This window comes from Teredinibacter turnerae T7901 (assembly GCF_000023025.1).
GTDB classification, from domain to species: Bacteria; Pseudomonadota; Gammaproteobacteria; order Pseudomonadales; family Cellvibrionaceae; genus Teredinibacter; species Teredinibacter turnerae_B.
The window spans coordinates 1,283,535-1,306,522 of the sequence record NC_012997.1 but is presented as its reverse complement, the minus strand read 5'-3'; the positions used below and the strand labels follow the sequence as shown (position 1 = coordinate 1,306,522).

The window sequence follows — 22,988 nt, the reverse complement described above, 5'->3', positions numbered from 1 at the left end:
CGGTAGTTTTCTAAGCGGGAAACTTCACTTACACAGAGGCAAATCCTATTCCTACGCCGGTACTAGCCGGATCAGGTTCAAAGGGTTCGGGTAATCCCGTCTCAGATTGCACCGTGCGACGGCCAATCACCCCTAAGGACAGCGCCATTGTACTATCAACGTCAATTGCTTCCAAATAATCCTGCGGGAGACTTATCCTGCCTCAAGGATCTTCCGGCCGCGGAACACGATTTACCGCACCGCAGCAAATCACCAGCCTGGGCTTAGCAATCTGCTTGGCACCCTCTTTTCGAGCACTTTTCATACATTTGGAGTCTAAGAACCCGGTAAACGCTATCTTTATTATTCCACCTCTCGATCAAACTCGCAGCCAGCCAAAGCTTGGCTATAGTTATATCGCGCAGCTTAAGCCCCAGGGCAGTATTAACCCTGTTATTCACGGCAAGGTTCAACCCCAGCTTTACCCCTCGAAGGAGGATGTTTGAGTTTTCAAAGCGGTGTTTCGAAAAGGCTCAATGCATCTGCATTTGCGCCACAGGCTCGCAGGGCGACTTTGACGATCCACGTGATTGCGTTTGCCGTCACCGTGACCTTTTCGCTACATCACCTGGTGTTCGACAGCCTGCTGATTGGCTGTTTTGCGACGCTCTCAGCCTTGGGCTGCAGTCTCTCCACTCTCGCCCTGTTTCACGGCAAACCGCGCGCTATCAACTATTACGTGTTCTTCCTATTTCAATACCTGGCGCTCACCGGTACTTGCTACCTGTACGGTCTGCGAGGCATTGTCCTTATTTACCCTATAACCGCGGCGCTGTTTTATATACTCACTTACAAACACGCCTACTTTTTAGCGCTCATATTTTTTGTTAGCGGAATGATTGCCTCCATCAATCATTTCCCGCTGGACATGCTATTGCGTATCAGTGTTGCGCTGCTTACCTCAATTATTATCTCAGGTGGATTCGCTTATGTGGTCGAACGCCAACGAGCGCGCCTGGCATACGATGCGAATCACGATGAGCTAACCCGGATACTCAATCGCAGGGGGTTTATTACCGAACTGGAAAAAAAAATTCGGGAGACCGCGGAGCGTCGACAGGAAATTGGATTGTTCTTTATCGACCTGAATAAGTTTAAGGCGATAAACGACAATTTCGGCCACCACGTTGGCGACGAAGTACTGCGTGTGTTCGCCCACCGGGTTTCCGGCACCTTACGTACGGAAATCAGCCGTGATCAACACCCTACCCCCTATTATTTTGGTCGTTTCTCTGGCGATGAATTCGTTATCGCTTACAGGTTGAAAAATAAAGCGCAGGCAACACCTATTGGAGAACGGCTACTGAGCGTGTGTAATTCGCCAATCAAAATTGGCGAGACAACTATCGAACTTAAAATCAGTGTGGGCGTGTGTTTCGCGTCGACAACCGGTTACGATGCGGATGCGCTAATCCGCAAGGCCGACGAAGGTATGTATGTTGCCAAAGCGCGCAATAGCGGTAGTGTTTATATATGTGACTAGTGTTTGAAGCTGCTTCACCTGGGTAACGGGGCCACAACAAGAGTCGCATGAACAAGAGTCACATAAACAAGAGTCGCATTGCGCGACGATCAAATGCGCATAACCCTTGTGTAGAAATACTTCGAACTTCAGGCGCCGCCGTCTACCTTTTGCAGATCTCAGTATTTCAGTCTCACTCCCAGCGAAGCGCTAAATTGGGTATCCGCAATTCCGCCTTCTGCGGAAGCTGCAGAGGGAAAGTAGTTCTCCTGATTAAGCAGGTTCTGAAAATTCAGATAAATTTCGTGCTGCTGTTTCGTGCTGTACCAGGTAAGCGTGAGATCCGTTCGCCAATAGTCGTCCAACCGCTCTGGGCTATCGACAAAAACCGTTACCGGCCCACTATAGGTATTAAAGTGCGCGCGATTGTGTAAATAGATGCGCGTGCGTACGCTTTTTAAATTGACCCCGACACCAATGTTCAGAATTGTTTCCGGGAACGCGATGTACTCCTGGTCATCCGTAACATCCCGGCTGCGAACATAAGAGCCGCCAGCATCAAACCGCAACGCTGGCCCCACATAATTCAACGACACCTCAATTCCAGTCGCTTCATTTTCGCCGGAATTTGAACGCGCCAACGGCGGCGAAGGTTCGGTGTTGGCAACCAACAAAATCGCATCCCGCCAGATGCTTTTAAACAAAACGAGATTTGCCCGATACCCCCTACTATGGCGCATGAACACAAGCTCGTAGGTATCAATTTTTTCCGCTGCCCCATTGGCCGGCCCGGCAAGGCTACTACCACTCATCTCCGCGGCCGTTGGCGGTCTAAAAGCATTGCCATAAAGTAGCTTTATCGCGGACGTTTTAGTGGGGTTAAATATAACTCCAGTGCGTGGCGAGAAATGAGCGCTTGCATCAGAATAGTAATCGTACCGCATCCCATACAGCAGTTGGATACGACTTTGCAACAAAGGGGTTTTCGCCTGAAAAATAGCACTGTTAACCCTGCGAAGCCTATCCTCCACCGGCTCTGGTGTTGATCCGTTTCTTGCCTCCAGCACTTTCATATAAGCAAACTCGTAGCCCACCAACCACTGGGTGGTGTCGGCACTTTGCGCGCTGGTAAGATGGATACGACTGCCCCCATGTAACTCTGCAAGGGTCGCGTCAGGAATAAACGAATTGCTACGCCGTTCAAAATTATCTCGCCAGACGTAGTTCTTAATATCGATTGTCATGGCATTATCGAGTTTCAATTTGAACCCTGCCGTGAGCATACCCACCTGGGTATCTATCTCACCAGTGTCATCAGGAAACATTACCGGGCCAGTTAGCCGACCAACACCCTGGAACTTGTTGAGATCCTGCCCCCGATAATAGAGCGCCACCTCTGATGACAATTGCTCGTCCTTCTGCGATTGCAGGCGCACAACTCCCATATAGCCATCATAATGGTTTTGGCGATAACTACTTGCTGTGTCGCCTGAGCCATCGGTGAAAAAGTATTTTTCATTTTGATCCCCCTGCCCGGAATAAGCCAGGCTGGCATTTAACCGCCAAGTATCCGAAACAGCGCGACTGATGCGCATACCAGTCTGTCTATAAGCGCTGCCACTAATTTCAGACTCAAGCGCCAGCTGGTCGGATGTGGCGGCAAAAGTGCGAAATGAGAGTACACCGTGAAAGGCATCGGCTCCGTACAAGGTGGATCCGGGCCCGCGGATCATTTCAATTCTATCTAAGGTGCCAAGCTGCAGCGCGTAGACATCGAACAAGCGTGACCCGAGGGTAAAGCTGTTGATGGGAACACCGTCCAAACGCATATTTATGCCGGTGTCAGAGGCAGCACTCGTGTAGCCTCGAATTGCAAGCGCTGAGTTGCCAAAAAAGCTGGGGGATTCCAGTAAACCTGGATAGGCATTGATTGCCTGCTGGAGTGTTTTTGCTCCACGCCGTTCGAAATTGGCACGCGTAATAATGTCTACCGTGGAGCCAACACCCAGTTCGCTTTCGCGTGAAAACGAGGCGATATCGGCCACTACCTTGAGCTCAATAAGCTCGGCGAGAGTCATAGCATAGAGATCGTCAGAGTTGGCGTCCGAAAAGGGATGCGCGGAGCAATACGAGGTGGTAAACGCTGCAATGGCGATATACCAGCTAAACGCACACAGGCAATCAAAAAATCGACGTGCCACCGCCCAGAATCTATCCATGTTCTATTCCGATTGCAGCTATACCGACGAGGTTTAAATAAACAGCAAGCTTATTACCTAGAAAGTGGATCAAATTTTCTATCGAATGCCCGCGTGGAATAACGTCTTTTATGTTACACCCTTTAAGGGTATACAAACACCGTTGAAATAACATCACCAAACAAAAGGCACGCAAAAGAAATTAAAAATGCCAAGAGTAGGTGTTTATTCTTTAAAATTTTCCTGACTACGCATCAGCAGACGTTATTTCAGATTATCACAACCGAGATTCCCAACCACCTCCTAGAGTAAAAAGGACCACCATCACAAAAACATCACGTTAATAGGAAAAAAGACATGGGAAGAAAGGACACACGTAGCGGATAGATCTGTAGCTTGCTAATGTTTTGCTACCTAATCTTTCCCGAATACTTATCGCCGAGATCGGTGTTTTGTACACAGGCCATTTCGCCGCAGCAACTCAAAATGCTTTACAAGCCGCATACACAATACCGATCTGTCTACAACCTGTTTCACAACAGAGAGAGTGCCGATTTTTTAATGCTCCCAGGAGACACCCCTATCACCCGTTTAAAGGCCCGGCAAAATGCAGCTTCCGAATGGTAGCCCAACTGATCCGCCAACTCTCCCATACTTATACCACTGTCAAGGAGTTTCGAGCGCGCTAACTGCATGCGCCAATGGGTAATGTAACGCTTCGCGGATTCACCCACCAATTCACTGAACCGCGCTGAAAAGCCAGAGCGGGAAAGCCCAACTTCTCGCGCCAAGGTGTCCACCGTCCAGTTCCGCTCGGGTTCCCGATGAATCGCAGCCAACGCACTGCCTATGTATTTGTCACGCAATGCGGCAAGCCAGCCAGCAGAGGTTTCTTCGGTAGCATCCAACCAGGCACGAATGGCTTGGATCACTAAAATATCGGCCAGATTCGCAATAATGGTTTGCCCGCCAGGCTTTTGTTCGCGCGCTTCTCTGGCGATAAAACGCAAGGTGGTTTGCAACCAGCTATCGACGTCTGTGTCCCAGCTATCGATATGCAGGTAGTCAGGTAAATGGGGGATCAGTTGTCGGCCCGTGAGCGGGTCGAAACTCATGACACAACAGGTGAGATGGGTCGAGGCTCCGCCACCACCGTAGTGCAGCTCTTCATAACGGTCAGTAATTCGTCGGATAGGAAGATCGAACAGCTTCGCCACCGGCGAGCCAGGCGCATCCATCACTCGATGACCGCGTCCGTGGGGCACCAGCACCAAGCTCCCTTGGCGCAGTAACACGGGCTCACCTCCTTCCACGTGCAGCCAGCACTGACCTTGGGTAATGATGTGAAACATCATCTTGCCTGGTAGTTCCGGCATCTCAACGCCCCATGGCGCGCTGAGGTAAGACTGCGCATAGAGACTGCCATCCATACGGAGTTGGTACAAAATCTCCCCCAAGGGGTCGCTTATTCGCGGGAAAGCGCCGTTTGCGATCACAAACACTCCTAATACATCATTCTGCCAACGAAATAGACGTTCTGCATAGTTTTATGGACATAATGGTATCATATATCCACCCATCAACACCGATAATGCTCCCCAGATTAAACAACACCTCACCCACAAGGAGCAAAGAATGAACGAGCAAACGATCCTGATTATTGGTAAATATGGTAAAACTGGCGCCCGTGTTGAAGCGAGCCTGCAACGCCAGGGGTACAATACGCGCGGTGTATCGCGCTCCACGCAACCCGCGTTCGACTGGCTGGACGAAAACACCTGGGCCAGCGCGCTGGCGGGCGTCACATCGGCTTATGTCACCTTCCAGCCCGACCTGGCCGTGCCCGGCGCCGATGAAATAATGCGTAACTTTGTTACCGCCGCGAAACGCGCTGGCGTGGCGCATCTAGTGTTGCTCTCCGGACGGGGCGAACCCGGCGCGCAGCGGGCAGAAGCGGTGATACAAAATAGTGGGCTTACCTGGAATGTTGTTCGAGCCAGTTGGTTTGCACAAAACTTCAGTGAGAATTTTATGCTCGAAGGCATCCAAAACGGTGCTCTGGTATTACCGGAGTGCAATACACCAGAGCCTTTTATCGACATTGACGACCTCGCTAACGTTGCCGTCGCGGCATTAACCCAACCAGAATTGCAAAACACCCTGTTCGAAGTGACGGGCCCCCGTTTGCTGACATTCGCGGAATGTATCAATGAAATATCGAACGCAACCGGCCGCAATATTCAATATTTGCCCGTACCCCTGGATACGTATATTGCAGGGATGCAGGAGATGGGCTTACCGGAAGAGTACCAATGGTTGCTAAACGAGCTATTCAGCGAAGTATTTGATGGTCGCAACCAATATATCGCGGATGGGGTGGAAAAAGCCCTTGGCCGCCCAGCAACAGATTTTAGTGACTATGTTAAAAAAACTGCCGCCAGCGGAGTTTGGAATTCAGCTGACAGTAAATCCGCCTAACCGAAAGGGCGGATGATAACTGGTCTGCGCAGTTAGCAACTGTTGTGCGTAAAGCAAGCGCAGTTGCTCAAAACATCCCGTCTTACCCACAAGAAACACCAACCAGCGCTATGCTCACGCGACCATGGCTCTGGTTGAATGACTGCAATACATCAACCAAATATACTTTTCCTGAGATTAAATACATTGCTTGAAGTTGTACAACCGCGTCACGCCAGATGCAGCCGCAACCAACTAGAAACTATCACATTAAATAATCCGTAAATTCGCAAACAGCCTGTTTTAGAGTGTAACGCTTAGGCTAAAATTACGCGCCAAATGACGCGTAAAATACAAGCGGCTTCAACGATATCTGGGATAAAGTAACGAAGCCAACACCTCAAAGGACAACACTATGGAAAAGAAAATCGAAGGCTCTTGCCTGTGTGGCAATGTTAAAATTTCCAGTGACGGTGAGCCACAAATGACGGCAGTTTGCCATTGTAAAAGCTGTCAAAAGCAAACCGGGACAGCTTTCTCCATTGTTGTCGGAGTTGCAGAACATTCGCTGCAGGTAGAGGGCGTGGAGTTCTTAGGCGAGTTCGCTGGCCAAGGGGATTCAGGTTCAAAAGTCTCCCGCAAATTCTGCAAAAATTGTGGTTCACCGGTTTTTTCTGTACTTGAAGCATTTCCCGGTGCCGCATTTATTAAAGCAGGCACTCTGGAAGATACATCCTGGTTAGCCCCCAATATGCATATGTGGTGTGATGCTTCGCAACCCTGGATTAGTTTTCCTGAAGATATTCCATGCTTTGCAAAGAATCCAGTGAGCGAATAGTTAAGCACTGGAACGGTAATATTTGCTCGCAATACGAACGTTGTGAAACCAATAAAATAAAACCGCCCCTCGATCCAGTTAGTGGGGCGGTTTCTTGCTTGCTACTGTTAATAGCTTGTAATAGCTTGGGCTAGTAAAAGGCGATGCTCCAGTCGTCTAAAATACCAACAGAGGTATCCGATCCAAAACACACTTTAAGACGCCAAACACCTTCACTATTAAACCCGGGAAATGCGAGCTTGTAGGTGTCAGATATATTCTTAGCGAACGCGGTTCCGCTCCAATCAAATTCACGAAGCACTACCTCTTCACCAAAAGGCGGTGCGAGCGAAATTTTAATTTCTTCGGGTGTTCGATGTTTAATTCTGACTTTTACCTCAACATCTGACGCTTCACCGGTGTAGTCAACCACCATGGGAACATCAAGCTCCTCGTGATAACAACCACCATCAGGAATACGATAATTTTGTTTATTCTCGTAATAATGTTCAGGGTTTTGTTTGAGCACTAAGTCTGCGACAACTTGGAGGTTCTCGACGTCCTCATTGGCGCGCACAAGAAAATACCACTTGCCCTGCCAAATCTCTTCCCCGGAAATACGACAGGTACTCTCGTTTTCTACGTCAGGTAAACCATAGGCGCAATAAGCACGTTTTTTAAGAACAGGAATAACTTTAAATTCAGCGCGTATCGTTAGATTTTCGACGTCATCCCCAATAACTTTAAAATCCAAATAATCTGCGGTAGGCGGTATGTTTGTCCAAAATATCATTTCCCCACCTTTAAACGCGCTCAGCCCCTGAAGCGGAACACCCGGTTCCAAAAAGCGTTCGCAGCCGCCGTGTTGCTCGATATAGTCCATAGCGCGCGATATGCGAATAAGTCCATGTCCGTAGCTCGTATCTTTGCCTGGTTCACCTAAATCGAAAGTCGATGCATCCAAAGCGAGACGTAATTGACCGCCGGTACAACCGGGATAGTTTGCCCACAACATAGCAATGGCCCCAGTTACATGGGCCGCTGCAATCGAAGTTCCACTCAATGTGGCATGATTATCCGATTCAACATAAACCGACCCCTCCTTGCCAAAGAAATAGGGTATATTTTTGTTGTCGATTCTATCCATGCTTAAAACGGGAACGTTGAGCCTTCCCAAAGGATCGAACAGCAACGGGGTTTGCAACGCCGGGTTGGCTTCGTTCGAATAAATCACAACGCCAGCCGCATTCGCATCGACACACGCCATCACATCGTTCCATTCCTGCTGGCTAATATTTTCCGGTGTCGCTTCACTACCTGCATGATTGACATAGGTTCGTTCTTTAAAGCAAATTTTTCCCGTCATATCGTTACAATGGTTAGTACCGTCTACCATTTCACAAAGCGTATAGGTTCCGGGAAATACGCCCTCAATATACGTTAAATCATTAATGTGTGCGGGGTCTCGAATAATGGGCAGTGGTACAACCGACCGATCTACTGTTTGCGGGCCTCTCTGACTCGTACTCACCAACAAACCCCCGATAGCACCATCGGCGGCAAGCACCGTTGATTTAACGCCTACGCCCGGAGCTGCAAGCTCAATTTGTGGATTGTGTTGCGCGAACGGGGCGATGCGATGATCTCTATCGACTGCGGTGACGGATATAACGTCATCATAGCCTGCGGGGTAGGACGTGCGGGAGCTCCCGTCATTGCCTGCCGCAGCAACCATCACCGCGCCTTTATCGCGGTAGTATCGAATCATACGCGCTTCAAAAGCTGTGGGCGCGCGCCCGCCAAATGACATATTCACCACCATTCGACGCCTCGCACTGTACAGCCTGTTATCTGAAACACAGGAATCTATAGCAGCCACGACTGATGAGCTATACGCCCACCCAGTATTGTCAAACGCATTAATAATTCGAAGCCTGATATGCCCTCCGGAGAGCACGCCCGCCTGTGGAGACGCTGTTGAAGCAATAACCCCAGCGATATGGGTGCCATGGGAGTTGGATGGTTCGTCCCACGCAACTTCATCTCCACTGGTATACGACGGGGAGCCGGAAGCCGTGTTATCGCTAAGGTCTGGGTGTGATGTGTCGTAACCGGAATCAATGATGCAAACAATTACGTTCTCCGCACCTTCATCACTGACCAGATTCGCTTGAATATCCCTGATGTTGTACAACACCTCCTGGCTAAAAAGCTGCCTGGGATTATCCGGCTCAACATATTCAATCGCCGGGTCCAAAGCCAGGCGCGCGAGCACTTGATCACTGGCTGACACGGAAACAACCCCAAGATGTGGATAGGACGCCTTAACTTCCGCACCAAACGCTGTCACAAGAGTATTCATACTGTCGGGCAACATGCCTTTACCGTGGGGAGTATCCCCCTCGGTTTTGAATTTAACAATGTAGCGCGGTTCGAGCGGCGAGCCCGACCACTTTTCAGACGAGAATGAATTGTTTGATAGCAGTAACAAAACTCCGGCTACTATATATGCGAAGTTAAGCGCGGCGCGTTTTCTTTTTAGATTAATTATTATCACTTTACCACCTCCATGCTTGTTTAAAGTGACAACAATATACGCCTACCACGCCGTCATTATGATGAAATTTACATCACTGTTAGTTATGACTTTACTTGGCGTTACTTCGATAACATATGAACTATTGCAGTAGTAAACGCTACGGTAAAAAATCACCTAATTACCGTATCAGCAGGCATATAAACACTTTAAGAACACTATGTGTCAACTGGAAGAACGTGCCTTTTTAGGTTAATGCGCGTTTCCATTGATGCGCATTTCCATAAAAAGGAGGGTCAAAGATAATAAAGCCGAAGTCAGTGTTAATAGAAAATTAAGCTTTCTGATAATCCACGATAGATTGTAGCGAAATAATTATTAAAACAAAAAAGCCCGCAAATCATCATAAAAATGCGATTTGCGGGCTTTATTTCTCTGTGATGCTAACAGACGTTTGCAGTTAACCTTGTAGTAGCTGCAACACCTGCTGCGGCTGTGCATTGGCCTGAGCCAGCATGGCTTGCGATGCTTGCTGGAGCACCTGCGAACGACTCAACTTAGACGTTTCAGAAGCGAAATCCGCATCGACAATCCGCGAGCGAGCGGCGGATGTTTTTTCGGAAATATTCGCCAGGTTACTCATGGTGAAATCGAGGCGGTTATTGATCGCACCCAAATCCGAGCGGGTGGAGTTAATTTGCTCTAAAGCCGTATCGATAATATCGATCGCTGCTTGCGCTCCCCGCGCTGTATCGATTTCAATTCCCGCAATTGAGCCGGTTCCCTCCGCCGCATTCATTTCCTGGAATCCAGTGATGGTTTCCACGTTCGCATTCACCGCACCATCGCCGTAACGAATTTGAATCGGCGACTGATCAGCAGCGCGCAGCCCTATTTGTGTCGTCGTTACTTCGTATGCGACCACACCGGTTTCATTGGACAGCTCATTAATCGCCGCGATAGTCAGGTCAACTTGCGCGGCCGCATCTGAGCCGGCTTCGATCGCGCCTATCGCGACATCATTGATAACAAGGTCGCCAGCATTGATCGCAGCGGTTGCGGTTACCGCAGTACCAATCCAGTTTTCGTTGTCATCCTGCATATTGAGACCCAGACCCTCTTGGATGGTCGCCGTCATGGCTGTACCGGCCTCAATTTTTACGCCGCGGTTTTCATTGCTGGTATCGGTGAACACCCAGGAAAAACTGGTAGTTGCGATACCACCTGTAGCAGACGACTGATCAGTGGTAATCGTTATCTGCGTTGCATTTTCCGCGGTTAAGACCAATTTCCCATCGGAATTAAGTTTCGCGGTAACCGCTGTACCTTCGTTAATGCGCGCAACTAAGTCGTCCATTGATGAGGTATCGGTAATAATATAATCCTGACTGTTGCCGTCGCCGTCCACCAAACTAAACGAAAAATTGGTGCCGGTGGGCAACACGCCATTACCGGCCGTGTCTGCAACTACAGAAACCAGCGTACTTACTTCAGCACCCTTGCCATCCAAATCGCTATTTAGAATTTCAAGCGCGTCGTTAACAGAAGTTGCCGCCGTGAGGCTACTAATTGCCACATCGTTTACTTCTAGCACGTTAGCCGCAATTGTTTGAATTAAACCCAGTGCCTGAGCCGGTGTTGCCGCCGTTAACGCTTCGCCAACATAATCGCCAGAATTGTTACCCAATGCGCTTGCGCTAAACCCTTGAATGGACAGATCGATAGTCTGATAGGCCTCTGAGCCTACCTGTAAAGAAACGTCGCTCAAGCTACCGTCCAGCAAAGGTTGACCATTAAAGGTGGTTGAACTGGCAATACGATCGACTTCCTCTTTCAGTTGCTGCACTTCCGCGTCCAGTGTGGAGCGGTCCAGATCGGAATAAATTCCGTTAGCAGACTGAATCGAGAGTTCACGCATACGCTGCAAAATATTGGTGACCTCATCCAGTGCGCCTTCAGCAGTCTGAATTAAGGATACCCCATCATTAGCGTTGCGAATCGCCTGATCGAGACCGCGAATCTGGGAAGTCTGTCGATTGGAAATTGCAAGGCCAGCGGCATCGTCGCGGGCATTGTTAATACGTTTTCCCGAAGCCAAACGCTCCATAGCCTGCGACATGTCGTTGCCAGATTTAACAAGTTGCCTTTGAGAATTTAACGCGGCAACGTTTGTGTTAATAACTAAAGGCATGTTTATTTCTCCTATTACGTAAGTCGCCAATCACCATGGAGGTGACAGCAGCAATAATTCTTGCTGTCACGGATATGGGCCAGCAGAGGATTACATTCAGGAAATTGCAACCAGTATGCCAAGTTAAAAAAACGGCTTTTTTATGGATTTTTTCGTCGCATCCGTCAATTAGGCTGCGTATTGCGGCAACTTTTGTCGGTGTGCGGAAAATCGGTTGCCGCTTATCGCCGTACCTATCGATCAGATACGTAAATCCTTCGCGCACAGACTTAAAACATTCTATCCACAAAACGAAATAAACCAGGAGCTGTTGACATCAAGCCAGCGGGAAATAATTTTCGAAGCACGCAAAAAACCAGCGGTACAACCGGCTGGTTTAACGGGTATTTAAAAAGTGCGGAAGTAACTTAAAGCTGTGAGAACAAATTGAGCTGGCTGACACGAATAAATGTCGACTGGGCAGCCTGAAGAATCATCGATTGCGCAGACAGTCGGGTTGTCGCCTCTGCGTAATCTAGATCACGCAACTCTCCCAGTACATCCCGGGTAACCAGTTCGGTATCCAGATGCAAATCACGGGTGCTCTCCAAAGTGTTGTAACGCGCTCCCAGCTTAGCGGTCACATCCAGAATACTGGTTTGCGCGTTTTTTAAATTATCGAGTGTAACGCCCACCATTTTATCCAATGACTCACGGGATTCATCAGAGCCATCGAAATGCTTCATGGCTTCGCTAAATCGCGCCAGGGTAGTCAGTACATCCTGCTTATTCGAAGAGTCGATAAACACACGGTCACCGGGTTTACCGGGGACACCATCCGCACTGGTGGATGAACCGTCAACTGTAAGCCCTGTCACCGCGTTTAAATTGCCGCTTCCGCCACCTAGCGTAATGGGAGCGCCACTGGCAACCTTAAACCCAGTCGCATCTACAGTAACACCCAACTCCGCAAGAATTTGCGCATTTCCATTCCCCGTTGAGTTCATTAGCGCTACAAAATCCGCCGCATTAGTCACCAGCCCATCCAGGGTAAGTGTTTCTGTTCGCCCACCTACTCGAATGGTGAAGGTTTCGTTAGCCGGTGGACTGAAATCATATGGATAAACTACGGCTCCCTGTGAGCCAAAATTGCGAGTCGATGGCAGCGCCGCCTCGCCGGAAACCGGATGCCCTGTTATCCGAAATCTGACACCGTTAACTTCTATATCGTTTCCGCCAATAAACGGCTGGTTCGCAACTACTATGCGGCCGGTGGTTCGTTCCGTAATCGTGTAATTCTTTCCCGCCGGCGATATTTGGTTATCCGAATTAAAGGTAACAACCATATCGCGGGGATAAAATTCATCGAAAGCTTCCTGGTCAATCACTTCACCAACAGATATCGCGATACCCGGCACCGATTTGTTCGCGCTGCTCGCGTAGGTGTGAATGGTGTTTTCGGCGCTTTCCACATCGACAAAAAGTTCTTTACCTGAATCGCTCGCCGCAATTGTGGTGTTATTCGCAATTTTCACATATTGCTGGCCTTCATCGCCGTTGTAGCGAAAGCCACTGGCCGCAGTACCCGAAAAAGGCTCTTGACCGCTTTTATAACCGCCAAAAATATAGTCGCCATTGGCATTCTGGCTATTCAATAAATTCAGCAACTCATCCAAGCGGGTATCGACTTCTGCCGCCAACGCATCGTATTCACTTTCAGAGAGCGTTGCGGTATTACCTGCTTGCACCGCCAGCTCCTGGATACGCTGTAACAGGTTGCCAACGCTGGTCATTGCTGACTCTTCTGCAACCAGGTTATTTTCAGCCAAATCGATATTTTTACGGTATTGATCGATATTCGCCAGGTCCGTTGTGAGCTGCATGATTTTTGTTGAAGCAACGGGGTCATCAGCCGGAGTTAGCACGCGAGCACCGGTGGAAAGCTGCTCTTGAGTGTGCACCATCTCTCGACTGGCGTCTGACATGCTCTTGTTGGCGATATTAAAAATTTGCAAAGATGAGATACGCATGATGGCTTGTCTTCACGAAAATATATCTATGGTATGCAGGCTAAGTTGCGTCAAAAAAGCAACTTTTTCTCAAGATTGCGAAAATCGTGCCGAATGTACAGCGAACGGTGACAAGCTTTAAAGGTGTGACAAAATGCTAAAAAGTATTAATTAATCGATCAAAGAGATCGCGGGCAACAGAAATGACCTGAGTGTTAGCGGAATACAATTGCTCAAAGCGGATTAAGTTTGCCGCCTCTTCATCGAGATTGACACCCGAGAGAGAGTCGCGCATTTGAGTCGTTTGGCTGAGCACCTGCTCTGCGGCTTCAGCATTTATTTTCGCAGCTGCAGCATCAATACCCACACTCTCGACCAGCGCGCCATAGCTCTCGGACAGGCTAGCCACACCACCGCCCACTAATTTGCCCGTGGCGAGGTTGACCAGGTCCATAGCATTGCGGCTGTCGGACGCCGCATCCCAATTAAAATCCAGCGTAAATGTATCGCCTGTGTCGGGAATTCCAGCGAGTTCAGCCTGTATTCCTACATAAGCGGACTTGGCGAAATCCGCAACCCGTGTATCGCCAAATATCATGCTTTCCGGTGGGAAGGTACCCAGGCTCATACCCTCTGCCAGGGTCACATCCAGACGACCGCCGACGGTCATTGCGGTGCCGATACCGTTGCCCGCACTGGTGAGTGCAATGTTCGGATTGTCGCCATCACTAATATCCACAGATTCACCCGCAGCGGCGGTCAGGGTAAATTGCAGATCGTCGCCTTCACTGGAGTGCACACGCAACTCTGCCTGACCTGTAATCGGATCAATCGCCGCTTGCGCATAAATTCCTGCCGCCGAAAGTTGTGGATCAGCGTTAATACGATCTGCAATATAGCTGTTAAATGCATCGGAATCAGTCTGTGGATCGGGAACCGCGTCAGCAAGCACTGGGTTACCGGAAGGGTCCGTCTCGTATTCGACCAGGTCACTACCGTTAATATTAAGTTGCAAGGGCGCTGCTTGGGTCAGCTTCAAATTACTTATTTCCATGTAATTAAATGCATTGGCCGAAACACCGGCGATGTTGTTCAATGCACTCGCCAGTTCTTTCACCGAGCCATTTTGATGCGTAAACAAACTTTGCGTTAACGGCGTGCCGCCGGCCATTTCCGCCGCCGTTGTGATGGTAATAGCTTCAGCCGGGTAGCCGTTGGTCATAAACCCGGTACCGGATGCGCCATTAATCCCGCCCACAGTCGTAAACGTTGCGCCTTCAATATTAAACCCAAGTAAATTGGACGCCTGTCCGGCGGGAGCGTTATCGCCGTTACCATCAGGGTCACTTGCGTAATTTTGCAGGGTTATATCACCGTAACCGGCGTGGTCTAACCGAAACGCCAAGGAACCGTTATCAGCCAGATATGCCGTGACACCACTGCCTTGCAACTGTGAATTCAGTTCTGCCAACAGACTGTTGTTATCCGCAATCGCCGCTCCGTCCACCAATATTGTACGAGTGCCATCCCAAGCTCCATCAGCGGTACCACTCACAACCACATCAAACGCAAATTGATTTGCAGAACCGCTAAAGTCCTGTACGGCAAAGTTGGGCGCATTTGCAATGGGGGGAGCCATGTGCAACGCAGCCTGTGTCGCTGGCTGCCTGCCGATCGGCAAACCAGTCATCTCGCCGTTGGCAGATACCCGGGTTGCTCCCGGGTCCGTCCCAAAAAGTGGATTGCTCATGCCCGGCACATAGCGCTGATTGCGAATGGGTGGATCGAGATCCACCGGATTACCTGGGTCTGAATTATCTAAAATATCGTAGCTGGTCGGAGAATTAAAACGAACGATAAGCGGTGGATTCATTGTGCCATCGTCACCGAATAACGGTAATGCATTGCCGTTTATATCGGTAAGTGATAAAACTTCGCCGGCGGAAATCACCCCGTTGCCCTGGTTGCTGATACTGGCATCGGTTACCAGCGGACTGCCAAATGCAATACTCTCGGCATTGACCAAAGCCGATCCAAAATCGCGACCACCGGTGTGCGTTGGCTGGAGCAGAAAATTATCACCATTTTGAAAGGTGCCACCGTCGAACATAAGTTCTAGGCCATCGAACTTCAGGCTAAAAGGAAACGAGCCGGGCATTAATCCGGTCGCCACTTCCTTGCCGTCACTCAACCGCTCCACTGTAATGACTCCGCCCCGCTCAATTTCGACGTGATAATCGCTGGTGGTCAGCTGAGAACTGTCCGCAATATTCAGCCGCATTTGACGATCATTGGGCATCGCATTATTGGAGTTGCCAATAACACGCCGCGCAGCGATTTGAGGGTCATTTACATCGTTAAAAAAATTCTCTCCAAAATTATTTTCGAGCGTCAGTCCCTGTTTATGCGCCTGATTAAAACTGTCCGCCATCACCAGGGCGATACGGCCAAATTCATTAAACACGTTTTGCAGAGTTTCGTCGCGAAATCTGAGCAACCCGCCTATTTCACCCCCCTGAACCAGGTCGGTAACCACCTCACTGCCCTGCTCACTTTTAAATACGGCATCCAGACGAGCGTAATTGTCATCTCCCGGCTGCAATGTCAGCTCACGTGCTTTAGCACCGACCACCAGATTTTGGCCGGAACCAAATACCACGTTAATCTGGTTCAATCCCTCTTCATACGTTTGGATGGGAACCAGCTCTGCCAACTGGCGCAACGCTTCGTCGCGTTTATCCAATAGATCGTTGGGCGGTGCGCCATTGCCAATAGCAGTAGCATCCGCAATGTTCAAATTAAACTCGGCGATATTAGCGACGAGCGCGTTCACTTGAGCGACCGCGGCTTTTAATGCCTCATCCACATTGTTCTCAATAGTTTGAAAGCGGTCGTACAGGGTATTAAAGCGGTCTGCGAGATTTTCCGATTCGCTCAAAATGAGCTGACGAGCGGGAATGGATGTCGGGTCGTCCTGTCCGTTTTGCATAGCGGCAAAGAAAGATTCAAATCCCGACGCAAGCCCGGTGGAGGTATCAGCTAAAAGGTTATCGAGCTGGCGCACGTAGTCGTAGTAAATATTCATGTCCGCGGCCAACGCACTGTCCTGCCGCAGCTGCTCAGAAACGAAGTCGTTGGCGAACCGTTCGATCTCCTGGATGTTTGCACCGGAACCGATGTAATGGCTACCGTTAAACGTCGCGGGGTTAGTCTCAATATTAACGCGCTGTCGGCTATACCCCTCTACTCCAGCGTTGGAAATATTGTGGCCCGTCGTACTAAGCGATGCCTGCGCGGCGCGCAGCCCGGTAATGCTGATCCCGAGGAGATTCGATGTCATAACGAGCCTCTTCCGTCCGGTTGTCCAAGCGACGCCAGCTCCGTTGCCACGCGTTCATGCGTGTGCATGATTTTTTCCGCATATGCGGGATCTGTGGCATAGCCGGCTTCTGCCAATTCCTCTATGTAGCGTTGACCGTCGGCACTGGCTGCCAACGCCTGCTGATAACGGGGGTTGTTCTTAATAAACGCAACGTAATCATCCACTGCTGCCGCCAGGGACTCATAACTGCGAAAGCGTGATTTTTGCGGTACAAAACTACTACCGTCAAATTCCAAGGAACGCAGCTCCACACTGTCGCCCTGCCATCGATCATCGGCCTTTATATTAAAAATATTGAATGTGCTGCGGCCGTCACTGTGGGCTAACACCGAGTTGCCCCAACCGGTTTCCAACGCAGACTGAGCGGCAAGCACGCTGACGGGAACATCCAGCTTGTCGGCAGCTTTTTGCACGGCAGGTAACACTGTGGCGACAAATTCTTCGGGCGACTGGCTCAAAGGTATACGCGTACCCGCCGAATCATTCGAGGTTGAAACACTTGACGTAGAAACATTGGGTGTTGAAACATTGGACGGAGGAACACCGGCGGCTGGGTTTGGTCTGATCGATCTTTTCAGTTCAGAAAGTGACGCTTCTCCGCCAACAGGCGCAAACTCTTTTTCATAGCGCCTCGCCATTTGGCGATACAGGGTATCCGCGATACCGATGCCACCATTGCGTTGTGACAGGGTGAGAGAAAGTTGCTGATCGTACATGTCGCGATAAAAATTGCTTTCCGAGCTGTTGAACATGCTGTCTTTTTCAAACACCGCGTTAGCGTCGCGCATACTTTTGAGCATCATGTTCAGAAACATGGATTCAAATTGCTCGGCAACCTTACGCAAAGCCTCGTCTTTATCTTCGGTGATTTTTAGCTTTTGTAAGCTATTCAGGTCGGTATAGGCATCGACGTTTTTTTGCAACAATGCCGGGTCCATGAAACGCGCTGAGTTTAAACTGTTCATCAGATCACCACGATCTCGGCTTTTAATGCACCGGCCTGCTTAAGCGCTTCGAGAATAGCCATTAAATCGCCGGGCGCAGCGCCCACCTCATTCACCGCCCGCACAATGTCATTCAGCGTTGGGCCTGGGCTAAACTCGAACATAGGTCCACTTTTCTCTTCGATAGAAACAGCACTATCGGGTACGACTACCGTCTCGCCTTCACCCAGCGGGTTGGGTTGGCTTATCTCTACACCTTCGCGCACGGTAACGGTAAGTGAACCGTGAGTGACGGCGACCGGGGCAACACGTACATGCTGGCCAACCACAATAGTGCCAGTGCGGGAATTAATAATAATTTTTGCGGCAGACTCTCCTGGGGTAACATCGATGTTTTCCAGTAGCGATAAATAATCGACGCGATGCGCCGGATTTTGCGGCGCCTGTACCGCGATTGATGCCGCGTCCATTGGCGTTGCCACACCGGGCCCAACCAGTTCGTTAATACTGTCGGCCACTCTTTTCGCCGTGGTGAAATCCGGGGTGTGCAGGTTGAAGACAATGCGATCGTTGCCACCGAACGCCGTCGGCACAGACCGCTCTACCATAGCGCCACCCGGCACGCGACCAACGCTGGGAACGTTGACCGTAATCCGCGAGCCGTCCTGCCCTTCGGCACCAAAGCCACCGACAATCAAATTGCCCTGCGCCACCGCATAGATCCGACCGTCGATCCCCTTGAGAGGAGTCAGTAACAACACGCCACCACGCAAGCTTTTGGCATTGGCGATGGAGGAAACGGTAACGTCAATTGCCTGACCGGGTTTGGAAAATGGTGGCAGCTCTGCATGTACCGCCACGGCCGCGACATTTTTTAATTGGAACCCTGCGCCCTCGGGAACGGTAATACCAAACTGCTTAAGCATGGTATTGAAGGACTGCGTAGTAAACGGCGTTTGGTTGGTTTGGTCGCCGGAACCATCGAGCCCCACGACCAAGCCGTACCCAACAAGCTGGTTCGTGCGCACACCTTCAACAGTGGTTATATCTTTAATCCGCTCGGCGACTGCCAAGCTGCAAAAAAAAGAAACGCAGATGCAGCCAAGAAAAAACAACCGGTTCAGGTAAGGGTACGACATTAGAAAGGCCACACTGGGTTGTGAAAGAAGCGTGTCAGCCATCCCATTTGCTGCGAGTCGGCGAACTCTCCTGTGCCCGAGTAGGTTATCCGAGCGTTGGCTAACTTGGTTGAGACCACCGTATTATCAGGCTCTACGTCGTCTGGGCGCACAAGGCCGCTCAACCGGATATACTCATTACCTTGATTAAGCGTAATCCACTTTTCGCCGCGAACCAGTAAGGTTCCGTTGGGATAAACATCCACCACAGTAACGGAAATATTGCCTGTTAGCTGATTACTCTGGTCCGCACCCGCTTCACCTTTGAATTCCTTCGCCGACGATAAGTCTGCGGTTAAACCCAAATTCCCTAGCCCTGGTACTGTACCAAAAACAACGGGGTCTCCGGCAGAGCCACCTACAGATACATCGTTGTTCTTTTTAAGATCCATATTGGAGGATTTTGAAGACGTGGTGCGCTCTTGCAATACCACATTGATAATGTCGCCAACACGGGTCGCTTTTCTATCGTTGAACAGGCTCATGGCCGTGCTTTCTGCAAACAGAGAACCGTTCTGCGGCATGTCCGGAGCGGGTTTTGGTTGCATCACGGGCGCGTAATAGGGATCGTCTGGTAGCGGTGGCTGACCCACACAACCGGCGAGGAGCCAGCCACCGAACAAAGCGGTAGCACACAAGCGCAATACGGCGGGCCAGTTACTCATAATGCAATGTCCTAACAAAAAAGGGCTACCAGTGTTTATCGGTTTCGCGTTACAGATTCTGCGTGACAAACTGCAGCATCTGATCCGCAGTGGAAACAATTTTTGAATTCATTTCGTAGGCGCGCTGGGTGGTTATCATGTTTACCATTTCTTCAACAATATCCACGTTTGAGTTTTCCAGCATACCCTGCTCTACTTGTCCCAAGCCGTTTTGCCCGGGAATTCCCTGAATAGGGTTACCACTTGCAGCCGTCTCGAGAAAGAGATTACCGCCAATCGCCTGCAGGCCAGCGGGGTTAACAAAATCAACGGTTTGAATGTTGCCCAGGATCGCGGGCGCTGCTACACCGGCAATTCTCGCGCTCACAGTTCCATCTGTACCAATGGTCACGCTCTCCGCATTATCAGGAATAGTGATGGCAGGTTGTAGCAACAAACCGGTTGGATCGACAATTTCGCCTTGGTTACTCAAATGAAACTGACCTGCCCGGGTGTAACCAATAGTGCCGTCTGGCTGCAAAATTTGAAAAAATCCGCGCCCATCAATGGCGACATCCAACGGCTGGTTGGTCACCTGCAGGCTGCCGTAATCGAACTGTTTTTGCGTGCCGACCACGCGCACCCCTGTACCCAACTGCAGGCCAGAAGGAAGTTGCGTGTCTTCCGTATTTTGTGCGCCTGGCTGTCGCTGAATTTGATAGAGCAGGTCTTCAAACACCGCACGATCACGCTTAAAGCCCACAGTCGACGCATTAGCTAAATTATTCGCAACAGTGGTTAATTTGGTATCTTGCGCGGCAAGACCCGTTTTACTGACATAAAGTGCGGCGTGCATTCTTCACCTCAACAACAGGGTTAAATCAAATTTCGTCGTTTAACTGGCAGGTTGCAACAGACGTGCCGATGCTTCGGAATCTTCTTTTACCGTCTGCATAATTTTTACCTGCATTTCGTATTGCCGAGCCAGACTCATTACACTCGTCAATTCATTCACAGCGTTAACGTTACTGCCTTCGACAAATCCGGAAATAATTCGCACGTTGCCATCAGCAGGCAGCTCACCCTGTGCATCATCAAGCAGATGGATTAAACCATCGATACCGCGCTGTATTGTATCCGTCGGCGGGTTGACCAATTTGATGCGATCAACCTGAACGGGCGCATCCACTCCCTGACCAAGCGCAATAACCGTAATACTGCCATCACCGGAAATTTCTACTTTTTCTGCCGCAGGGATCGCGATAGGCCCGCCGTTGCCGAGCACCGGCAATCCGTTGCCGGTGCGTAACATACCAAGCGCATCGATAAACAAGGAGCCGGCTCGGGTATAAGCTTCGCTACCATCCGGGCTTTGAACCGCTATAAAACCGTCACCTTCTACCGCCACATCTAAGTCGCGACCGGTCTCAACCAGGGGACCCTGACGGAAATCCGTCGCGGGTATCTCCTCAAGCGCGTAGGCACGGGTGGGGTGCCCCTCACCAAAATAAATCGGCATACTACGAGCTCGCGCAAAATCGGCTTTAAAACCAGTGGTATTTACGTTCGCAAGATTGTTAGCATGCACGGTCTGCGCGCGCATGTTGTGTTTTGCTCCGCTCATCGCTATGTAAAGTGCTTTATCCATTGATAATGCCTTGGCTACACATGAATTAAGGCCAAAAACTGCTGGAAAATTGGCAGCTTTGGCTATTAATGGTGAAAGAGCAATAACGATGCCAAATAAATGGACAGTATTAAACCTGGGTTTTTCAGCATGCTATGCGATATTGATCTACTATGTAGTTATATGTAATCAACCATTACACCCTTATGTGAAATATGAAATCGAGTACTCTTAAACTTATCTACAAATGCCGCGTTGCTATCACTTCGCTGGCGATAGTCACAGGACTTACCAGTCCTATTGCAAGCGCAGAGACCCTGCGCATGGTTAATGGCAACGATGGTGTTGCCGCTTATGCCAAAGGCGTATTAAAAATCGTCTTAAGCAAACTTCCAGAAAGTTACGACTGGGACGAAAGCACCGAAGCGAGCACCGAAGCGCGGGTTACCCAGATGCTGGCAGATAATGATCTGGACATAGTCTGGTACGCCACGACCAAGGATTTCGAGCAGCGCATGCGGCCAATTCGAATTCCACTTTACAAAGGTTTGTTCGGCTACCGTATTTTCATGATTAAGCAGGGAACCCAATCAAAGTTTGATGGTATAGAAACACTGACCGATTTAAATCGAATTTCTATGGGGCAAGGCCGCTTCTGGGCGGATGCAGATATTCTCGAGGCCAACGGCCTGAACGTCGTTAAAGTTACCAAATATGAAAGCCTGTTCTATATGCTGGACGGTGGCCGATTTGATGCCTTCCCGCGGGGTGTACATGAACCCTGGTACGAAATGCCTCGCTACCCCGATCTGGATTTAACCGTAGAAAAAAACTTAATGGTGTCTTATACCAACCCATTTTATTTTTTCGTAAATAAAGACAACACCGATCTTGCAGAAAAAATTGAACGCGGATTTCGCGAAGCTATTGCTGATGGCAGTTTCGACGATTATTTTTTCAACGACCCTACCGTAACCAATGTGCTAAAGAAAGCGAATCTGGCTGCGCGTACAGTTATCAACATACGCAACCCTCTGCTGCCATCAGGCACACCGGTTGATGACCCAACACTCTGGATAGATCCATCCAAGCTCTAAGGCGTTGCCAGGCATTGCCCTGATGCGATATTTTTGAGAGGGGCCGCAATGTTAAATTGCGGCCTTTTTTTGTACCCGGCGTATCCGTTCTTTGCGGGATCATAGAAAGTAGATTTCAATTCCACAAAACAGCAACGCCGTTACTTAAAATTCCGACCAGCATCCAATATAAACGAGAGGCTCTTTCATCGCGCTGCCCAGTTAGCTCAATTCACCTCCAATAAAATCTCAATACCGATTCCCTGGAATCATGTCGCCGATGCTAAAGACGACTTTCGTAACATGAGTGAGATTCAAGGTCAGTTAATGCTCGTAAGCACTCAAGCAATTAACGTCAGGCAGCACAAAGTCGGCTAAAAATGAAATAAACGAAATATATATTACGGCTAAATATGCGCGTGGTTTTTTTATTAAAGCTCTCACCGCAA

The 22,988-nt window shown here is 49.6% G+C and carries 15 protein-coding genes and 1 riboswitch; of the genes, 4 read left to right on the top strand and 11 right to left on the bottom strand.

The window, feature by feature from the left end; genetic code table 11:
* Positions 1 to 31: 31 nt before the first annotated feature.
* Positions 32 to 144, bottom strand: a riboswitch (TPP riboswitch).
* Between the two features lie 337 nt (positions 145 to 481).
* Positions 482 to 1,522 carry a GGDEF domain-containing protein gene (locus TERTU_RS05535; protein ID WP_015819444.1) on the top strand — a complete coding sequence of 347 codons (1,041 nt, stop codon included), beginning with the start codon at positions 482 to 484 and terminating at the stop codon, positions 1,520 to 1,522.
* 158 nt (positions 1,523 to 1,680) lie between these two features.
* On the opposite strand, the gene TERTU_RS05530 is transcribed toward TERTU_RS05535, so the two are convergent.
* Both TERTU_RS05530 and TERTU_RS05525 read right to left on the bottom strand, forming a co-directional pair.
* Positions 1,681 to 3,720: a TonB-dependent receptor plug domain-containing protein gene (locus TERTU_RS05530; protein ID WP_015820860.1), complete on the bottom strand. Its 2,040-nt coding sequence runs from the start codon at positions 3,718 to 3,720 to the stop codon at positions 1,681 to 1,683.
* Between the two features lie 512 nt (positions 3,721 to 4,232).
* Positions 4,233 to 5,195 (bottom strand): AraC family transcriptional regulator, encoded by a 963-nt coding sequence (locus TERTU_RS05525; protein ID WP_015819212.1) that lies wholly within the window; start codon positions 5,193 to 5,195, stop codon positions 4,233 to 4,235.
* Positions 5,196 to 5,334: 139 nt separating this feature from the next.
* Between TERTU_RS05525 and TERTU_RS05520 the strand changes: the two genes are divergently transcribed.
* A complete protein-coding gene (locus TERTU_RS05520; protein WP_015817588.1) occupies positions 5,335 to 6,177 on the top strand; it encodes an SDR family oxidoreductase in 843 nt (280 codons plus the stop codon).
* Between the two features lie 394 nt (positions 6,178 to 6,571).
* Positions 6,572 to 6,994: a GFA family protein gene (locus tag TERTU_RS05515; protein ID WP_015819815.1), complete on the top strand. Its 423-nt coding sequence runs from the start codon at positions 6,572 to 6,574 to the stop codon at positions 6,992 to 6,994.
* Positions 6,995 to 7,124: 130 nt separating this feature from the next.
* Here the strand turns inward: TERTU_RS05515 and TERTU_RS05510 are convergent, their stop codons facing one another.
* The 9 genes from TERTU_RS05510 to flgF all read right to left on the bottom strand — a co-directional run bounded on the left by TERTU_RS05510 (position 7,125) and on the right by flgF (position 21,484).
* The gene (locus TERTU_RS05510) at positions 7,125 to 9,530 is read right to left on the bottom strand and encodes a S8 family serine peptidase (RefSeq protein WP_015817837.1); all 2,406 of its coding nucleotides are present in this window, start codon (positions 9,528 to 9,530) and stop codon (positions 7,125 to 7,127) included.
* Between the two features lie 439 nt (positions 9,531 to 9,969).
* Complete coding sequence (locus TERTU_RS05505) at positions 9,970 to 11,700, bottom strand: flagellin N-terminal helical domain-containing protein (protein ID WP_015820299.1); 1,731 nt, start codon at positions 11,698 to 11,700, stop codon at positions 9,970 to 9,972.
* Positions 11,701 to 12,107: 407 nt separating this feature from the next.
* A complete protein-coding gene (gene flgL, locus TERTU_RS05495; protein ID WP_015820824.1) occupies positions 12,108 to 13,709 on the bottom strand; it encodes a flagellar hook-associated protein FlgL in 1,602 nt (533 codons plus the stop codon).
* Positions 13,710 to 13,845: 136 nt separating this feature from the next.
* Positions 13,846 to 17,028: a flagellar hook-associated protein FlgK gene (gene flgK, locus TERTU_RS05490; RefSeq protein ID WP_015818534.1), complete on the bottom strand. Its 3,183-nt coding sequence runs from the start codon at positions 17,026 to 17,028 to the stop codon at positions 13,846 to 13,848.
* Positions 17,025 to 18,035: a flagellar assembly peptidoglycan hydrolase FlgJ gene (gene flgJ / locus TERTU_RS05485; protein ID WP_015819662.1), complete on the bottom strand. Its 1,011-nt coding sequence runs from the start codon at positions 18,033 to 18,035 to the stop codon at positions 17,025 to 17,027. The genes flgK and flgJ overlap by 4 nt, the downstream gene beginning before the upstream one ends.
* Positions 18,035 to 19,153 (bottom strand): flagellar basal body P-ring protein FlgI, encoded by a 1,119-nt coding sequence (locus TERTU_RS05480; protein WP_015818063.1) that lies wholly within the window; start codon positions 19,151 to 19,153, stop codon positions 18,035 to 18,037. Before TERTU_RS05480 ends, flgJ begins: the two co-directional genes overlap by 1 nt.
* On the bottom strand, positions 19,153 to 19,857 hold the full coding sequence (flgH, locus tag TERTU_RS05475) for a flagellar basal body L-ring protein FlgH (protein ID WP_015818535.1): 705 nt from the start codon (positions 19,855 to 19,857) through the stop codon (positions 19,153 to 19,155). Before flgH ends, TERTU_RS05480 begins: the two co-directional genes overlap by 1 nt.
* A 49-nt stretch (positions 19,858 to 19,906) precedes the next feature.
* Positions 19,907 to 20,692: a flagellar basal-body rod protein FlgG gene (gene flgG, locus TERTU_RS05470; RefSeq protein ID WP_015816831.1), complete on the bottom strand. Its 786-nt coding sequence runs from the start codon at positions 20,690 to 20,692 to the stop codon at positions 19,907 to 19,909.
* Positions 20,693 to 20,731: 39 nt separating this feature from the next.
* Positions 20,732 to 21,484, bottom strand: coding sequence for a flagellar basal-body rod protein FlgF (gene flgF / locus TERTU_RS05465; protein WP_015817326.1), 753 nt, complete (start codon positions 21,482 to 21,484; stop codon positions 20,732 to 20,734).
* A 302-nt stretch (positions 21,485 to 21,786) separates the two neighbouring features.
* On the opposite strand from flgF, the gene TERTU_RS05460 reads away from it, so the two are divergent.
* Positions 21,787 to 22,560: a transporter substrate-binding domain-containing protein gene (locus TERTU_RS05460; protein WP_041590073.1), complete on the top strand. Its 774-nt coding sequence runs from the start codon at positions 21,787 to 21,789 to the stop codon at positions 22,558 to 22,560.
* Positions 22,561 to 22,988 lie beyond the last annotated feature (428 nt).

Coding starts and splice junctions, on each gene's coding strand:
- flgJ (WP_015819662.1), bottom strand. CDS start 18,035: ATGAACAGTTTAAACTCAGCGCGTTTCATGGACCCGGCATTGTTGCAA.
- TERTU_RS05520 (WP_015817588.1), top strand. CDS start 5,335: ATGAACGAGCAAACGATCCTGATTATTGGTAAATATGGTAAAACTGGC.
- TERTU_RS05515 (WP_015819815.1), top strand. CDS start 6,572: ATGGAAAAGAAAATCGAAGGCTCTTGCCTGTGTGGCAATGTTAAAATT.
- flgH (WP_015818535.1), bottom strand. CDS start 19,857: ATGAGTAACTGGCCCGCCGTATTGCGCTTGTGTGCTACCGCTTTGTTC.
- TERTU_RS05530 (WP_015820860.1), bottom strand. CDS start 3,720: ATGGATAGATTCTGGGCGGTGGCACGTCGATTTTTTGATTGCCTGTGT.
- TERTU_RS05480 (WP_015818063.1), bottom strand. CDS start 19,153: ATGTCGTACCCTTACCTGAACCGGTTGTTTTTTCTTGGCTGCATCTGC.
- TERTU_RS05460 (WP_041590073.1), top strand. CDS start 21,787: ATGGTTAATGGCAACGATGGTGTTGCCGCTTATGCCAAAGGCGTATTA.
- flgF (WP_015817326.1), bottom strand. CDS start 21,484: ATGGATAAAGCACTTTACATAGCGATGAGCGGAGCAAAACACAACATG.
- flgK (WP_015818534.1), bottom strand. CDS start 17,028: ATGACATCGAATCTCCTCGGGATCAGCATTACCGGGCTGCGCGCCGCG.
- flgL (WP_015820824.1), bottom strand. CDS start 13,709: ATGCGTATCTCATCTTTGCAAATTTTTAATATCGCCAACAAGAGCATG.
- TERTU_RS05505 (WP_015820299.1), bottom strand. CDS start 11,700: ATGCCTTTAGTTATTAACACAAACGTTGCCGCGTTAAATTCTCAAAGG.
- flgG (WP_015816831.1), bottom strand. CDS start 20,692: ATGCACGCCGCACTTTATGTCAGTAAAACGGGTCTTGCCGCGCAAGAT.